The organism is Geobacillus sp. ZGt-1, from assembly GCF_001026865.1.
Lineage (GTDB): Bacteria > Bacillota > Bacilli > Bacillales > Anoxybacillaceae > Geobacillus > Geobacillus thermoleovorans.
On record NZ_LDPD01000026.1, the window covers coordinates 111,414 to 117,004 of the forward strand.

At 47.7% G+C, this 5,591-nt stretch carries 7 protein-coding genes; 1 reads left to right on the forward strand and 6 read right to left on the reverse strand.

Translation table 11 applies throughout. The features are described 5' to 3' along the window. The 6 genes from VU18_RS20665 to VU18_RS14150 form a co-directional block, all read right to left on the reverse strand. A partial coding sequence (locus VU18_RS20665) for a sugar ABC transporter ATP-binding protein (protein ID WP_047758357.1) occupies nt 1–865 on the reverse strand: 865 nt, incomplete at its 3' end. A gap of 21 nt (nt 866–886) precedes the next feature. Further along, a complete protein-coding gene (gene rbsD / locus VU18_RS14135) occupies nt 887–1,297 on the reverse strand; it encodes a D-ribose pyranase (RefSeq protein WP_011232699.1) in 411 nt (136 codons plus the stop codon). Further along, a complete protein-coding gene (gene rbsK / locus VU18_RS14140) occupies nt 1,297–2,190 on the reverse strand; it encodes a ribokinase (protein WP_011232700.1) in 894 nt (297 codons plus the stop codon). The genes rbsD and rbsK overlap by 1 nt, the downstream gene beginning before the upstream one ends. Beyond that, nucleotides 2,187–3,176, reverse strand: a complete 990-nt coding sequence (locus VU18_RS14145; RefSeq protein ID WP_011232701.1) for a LacI family DNA-binding transcriptional regulator — start codon at nt 3,174–3,176, stop codon at nt 2,187–2,189. Before VU18_RS14145 ends, rbsK begins: the two co-directional genes overlap by 4 nt. A 307-nt stretch (nt 3,177–3,483) precedes the next feature. Beyond that, entirely contained in the window at nt 3,484–3,600 is a 117-nt protein-coding gene (locus VU18_RS20670; RefSeq protein WP_013146530.1) for a DUF3789 domain-containing protein, read from the reverse strand. An 86-nt stretch (nt 3,601–3,686) separates the two neighbouring features. Next, a complete protein-coding gene (locus VU18_RS14150) occupies nt 3,687–4,139 on the reverse strand; it encodes a VanZ family protein (RefSeq protein WP_011232703.1) in 453 nt (150 codons plus the stop codon). A gap of 527 nt (nt 4,140–4,666) precedes the next feature. On the opposite strand from VU18_RS14150, the gene VU18_RS14155 reads away from it, so the two are divergent. Further along, nucleotides 4,667–5,377, forward strand: coding sequence for a PIN domain-containing protein (locus VU18_RS14155; protein WP_193442969.1), 711 nt, complete (start codon nt 4,667–4,669; stop codon nt 5,375–5,377). The last annotated feature ends 214 nt before the right edge of the window (nt 5,378–5,591 follow it).

The following is a 5,591-nucleotide window of genomic DNA, read 5'->3' on the forward strand; positions in this document are numbered from 1 at the left end:
TCAGTCCCGCCACACCAAGCACTTCACCGGCTCGCACAGAAAACGATACATTCTCAAACAACCCTTTTTTCGTGAGCCGCTCTACGCGCAGCCGTTCTTCTCCAATGGTGACGCGCCGTTTTGGAAAGCGTTCCCCAATTTGCCGCCCGACCATCATTTGAACAATTTCATCGAAGTTCGTTTCCTTTACTCGTTTCGTTCCGATGAACTGGCCATCGCGGAGAACCGAAATCCGGTCGCAAATGGTAAAAATCTCTTCCATCCGATGTGAAATGTAAACAACCGCGACGCCTTGCTGTTTCAAGGTGCGAATAACAGAAAATAAAGCCTGAATTTCCCGTTCCGTCAGCGCCGCTGTCGGTTCATCCATAATAAGGCACTTCGCATTCGTCGAAATGGCCCTGGCAATTTCGATCATTTGCTGTTTTCCGACAGACAACCGACCGGCGAGTTCTCGTGGGTCAAGGTCCATCCCTAATCTCCGCAAATAGGAAGCGGCCTGTTGCTCCATTTCTTTATAACGAATGACACCCGTTCTCCCGATTTTCGGCTCGCGGCCAAGAAAAATGTTTTCGGCCACCGTCAATGTTGGAATGACATTCAACTCTTGATGAATCACGACAATCCCGTCGCGTTCCGCCTCTTTCGGATGACGGTAATGCACTTCGCGCCCGTTGACAACAATCGTTCCCCCATCCCGCTCATAAATGCCGGTCAACACCTTGATGAGCGTCGATTTCCCCGCTCCGTTCTCTCCCATCAACGCATGCACTTCTCCAGGAAGCACTTCAAAATCAACGCCATTCAGAACGATATTGGCGCCAAACGATTTTTGAATCGACCGCATGTCAATCAAGGGCCTCATCGTTTCTGCCCTCCTTTTCCTTCAGAAATCTTTCGATGAAAAACTTACACCGGAACGCAGAATGATATTGGCATAGGGGGTTGCCTCTCCTGTGCGAATCACCGCTTTCGCCTGCTTCGTCATCGCTTTGAATTGTTCGTGGGGAACAAACTGCACAGGCACACCACCCATTCTTGCCCTGATGCTTTCGTATAAATCCGGATTCTGGTCTTTGATCTCCTCGGCTAGTACGATTGCTTCAATTTCCAATTCATCAACAACCGCATCCAACACGGATAAAAAGGGCGGAAACCCTTTGACGAGAGACAAGTCGATGCGCGCCTGTTCGTTCGGAATCGGCAACCCGCAATCGGCAATCACGATCGTATCGGTGTGCCCGAGCGAGGCAAGCAGCGTGTTCAATTCTTTATTCAAAATCCCGCTTTTTTTCATCAGTGACTCTCCTTCTGTCTGGACAAAAATGATTCGACCTCTTGCCGTCTCGGCATCCCAGCTTGCGCCCCAAGTTTCGTCACCGACAAGGCCGCCGCCGCATTGGCAAACCGACACGCTTCATCAAGCGGCTTCCCTTCTGCCAACGCCACGGCAAGCGCACCGTTAAACGTATCGCCCGCGCCCGTCGTATCCACGACGGGAACTTGGAAACTTGGAATGAGCCGTTCTTGTCCATCTTGCCAAATGCGCACCCCTTTTGCCCCTTCGGTGACAATCAGCTTATCGGCAAACGCTTCTTCGTCCATCTTGTCGAACAAAATCGTCCGTTCATGTTCATTGGGCGTCAAGAAACTCGCCTGCTCAAGCACCGACGGCGGCAGCGGCTGGGCCGGAGCGGGGTTGACGATGACGCGCACGCCATGGCGATGAGCGATCGAAACCGCCCGTTCCACAACGGGAAGCGGAATCTCGAGCTGCAATAAGCAAACATCGCTTTCGGCGATCACGGATTCACATGAATCGAGATCTTCCGGCGTAAGCGCATGATTCGCCCCAGGAACGACGATGATCCGATTGTCCCGCTCAGAAATCGTAATGGAAGCAATGCCTGTACTCCCATGTGTAACCGGTTTCACATAATCGACGGAAATGCCCTCATTTTGTAACGAACGGATGAGCTCTTGACCAAACGCATCATCCCCCACTGCGCCAATCATCCGAATGTTGGCGCCGAGGCGGGCGGCTGCCACCGCCTGATTCGCCCCTTTGCCGCCGGGAGTGGTGAGAAACTGTTCGCCTAAAATCGTCTCTCCTTGGTTTGGAAATCGCGCCGCCACAGTGACTAAGTCCATGTTGAGGCTGCCGATCACCGTAATGGTTGGTTTGTTCAAGTCAATCCCCTCCTTGACGTCGACTGCCGCACCACAAGTTGAACCGGAAGTTGATAATGGAGCTTTTCAAGGGGCTTTCCCTCAATTTGTTTAATTAAAATTCTTGCCGCCATGGCCCCCATTTCGTAAATAGGCTGAGACACGGTCGATAGTTCGGGTGTTGTCATTTCCGTCAGCGGGATGCCGTCGTAGCCAATAATGGCAATATCATCCGGAACCCGCAGCCCGCATTGCTGAACCGCTTTCAAAGCACCGACCGCCATCGCGTCGTTGCCGGCAAAGATCCCGTCCATATCATGTTCAGCCAACGCGGCCATCACCGCTTCTTTCGCCTGCTTCAACTGGTAATTCCCTTGAATGACGAGCTGACGATCTCCCAACCCTAACGCCCTCATTTCATCTTGATAGCCGCGGAAACGCTCCATGGCGTTCACCACGTGGTTGGGCCCTTGAATATGGGCAATCCGCCGGCAGCCCACTTCATACAAATGCCGCGTCGCTAAACGAGCTCCCTCGTAATTATCCGCGACCACCGACGGATAACGCTCATGCAACGGACGGTCGAGCACGACAATCGGAACATCCCATTCCTCGACTTCTTCCGGCGCGAACTGATTCGTGGTCAAAATGACGCCGTCCACATATTTTTGCTTTAACACTTCGATGTATTCTCGTTCTTTTTCTACTTTCTCATCGGAATTGCATAGAATGACCGTATAGTCATAAATATTCATCACATCTTCCACCGCGCGAACGAGTTCGGGAAAGAACGGATTGGTAATATCAGGGACAATGAGTCCGACTGTTTTCGATGTCTTTTTAAACAGAGCTCTCGCCACTTCATTCGGTTTATAATTGAGCTCTTTCATCGCCTGTCTAACCCGTCTTTCCGTTTCCTCATTAACATATCCATTTTGATTTAACACCCGCGAAACGGTGGCGACGGAGACACCTGCACGCTTTGCCACATCACGAATCGTTGCCATGTTCGCTTCCTTCTTTTCTGTCTATGTGTAACCGGTTACACATAGTATATCCTATTTTTTGTGCGCCATCAAGCTTTTTTTAAATACTAGTGATTTAAGGGGAAATGTTGCTCCCCAGCAACGTTTCTCAAACTAAAAAACCTTACAAAAAAACATAATTTTATCCCCTTCAACTTTTCGAATCCGTTGTACTTCGTCGGTCTTTCACGGCGGTTCTCAAACAATGTGCGGCCTTTTTTGCAAGCTGACGTAAACATGATCGCACAGCATTTTCAAAAAAAATCCCTTGCCTGCCGCAAGGGACTTCTCACTTTTCCCTCCACCGTTCGCTCGCTTCATCCGCCCGTTTCGCGGCCACCATCATGCTCATGATGACGAGCATCACGAACGAGCCGACAAACATTCCCGCGATAAACGCGACCATGGCTCTCTCTCCCTTTTCTCGCAAACTTGTTATTTGCCATTCTTTCCTTTTACATCTAAGCCGATACATCGGGAGAGCTCATTCTATTATACGCCGCGTTTGACCGCACAATGCTTTGTCCTTAACCAATGGCGGCAAACAAAGACGATCAAAAGCGCAATCAGCGCCCCGCACGAATCAATCGCCACGTCTTTTGGCGTCGCCGTCCGCCCTGGTTCAAACGATTGGTGCCACTCATCGGTCGCCGCGTAGGCGGTCGCAAACAGCCAAGCGCCTGCATACGCAAACCGCTTGGGCAACAGCGCCCGCCACACAAGCGCGGCCAAAATGCCAAACTCCGTCAAATGCGCCGCTTTGCGAATCAAAAAGTTCAAAAATGGCGGCCCCTCTTCATCCCCGCCGCCAAACGGCAAGTACGATAAAATCATCTGCAGCACATGCGCCGTATTCGCCCCAGTGAACCAGGAAGACTCGCTGAACGTGTAAATGACGACACACCAGAGAATGACAGGAAGCCAGCGGGAAAGGAAATCTCTCATCGTTTCACCTGCCAACACCTTTTTACCAACAAAACAAGGTACCTAAACAACAAACGAAAGTAGACACCTTGTTCGCTAAACCCTTTACCATCATAACAGGGATGGTGATATTTTTCCATTTTCTTTTTTGAAAGCTTCTTCACCGTTGTTTTAAAATCGTTCGCTCACAGGCTGGAAAGAAGACTTCTTTTCCGTTCCCCTTTTCTTTCACCCATTCCCCTTTTAAGGGAGATTCTCTCCGTGTTTATGTTTTCATGAACAAGGGTATAGTAGTAAAAGAAAAATCTGTACATTTTTTCTGGCCAGCATTATAATTTTTAGAAAGGAGAATCAATGAGGTGATCAATATGCCCTCCGCTTTGGAAACGAAAATGAGGGTGACACTATCTTGCACGGAACAGGCCAACAAACCGAATAAGGATCTTTCATTTGCCGAATTACGAAAAAAAATAGCCAAACCTTCTCCCTTTGGCAAAAAATTAGTAGACATCTACAAACAAGGACGGTAGCCGATTATGTCGTTTGTGATGACATATGAAGATGCCATAGATGAACATTTTGGACAAGCGTCTATATACATCGATGCTTGTTTTATTTTGGCCTATATGGACTCCGATGATCCAAGGGGAGATAAGGTATGTGAAATCCTTCAAAAATGGCATAACGAAGGTGTAACGAAATTAGGGATAAGTACACATGTATTTGGGGAAGTGGTACATAACTTATTCATTCAAGAAATTCTATTACCATTAGAAATCTACCATAAAAATCAATCCAATTTACATTCAAAGTCTCGCCAAAATCATCCCCTTGGAGAATTAGAAGAAAGCGTACCCTTCCTATATAACGTTTGGAAAAAACATATTCCAAAATTCTACAAGAAGAACGTTTCTATTAATATTTCAGAATTAATCAAATTCGTGAAAATGAATTATCCCTCACAAAGAAACAAGTTGCAAATCTTCTACAACAGTTCCATTGATCGATATAATGAATTTTTATCTGCCATAAGGCAACATTTCCGCATCGAATTCCTAACAACAGATGCCAACATTCAAGATTTAGCCTTGGCTCAAATGCGGCTCCTTCAGCTCGAAGCCTATGATGCCTTGCACTACGCCATTGCAACATATCATCATTATGACTACTTCGCTACGCTTGACGGCGATTTTGTCCACGCTCTTTACAACCAAGACCTCGACCTAGCACCGATCACAAAAATTGTCAAAATCGCCTAGCCTTGTCGTCTTGATCGAATCGAAGTCCAAAACAAACATTAAGGAAGGCAAAGAGTCCCCATGCTCTCTTTATTTCCTTTATCCACTCATGTGAGCTACACCAAGTTCAACCATGTGAATTAGCGACAGAGAAAGAGCATGCAACTCACATTTCGCACCCTGAATAAAAATTCGAAATAAGCCCGATTTGACCGAATAAAAATTAATTATTTTA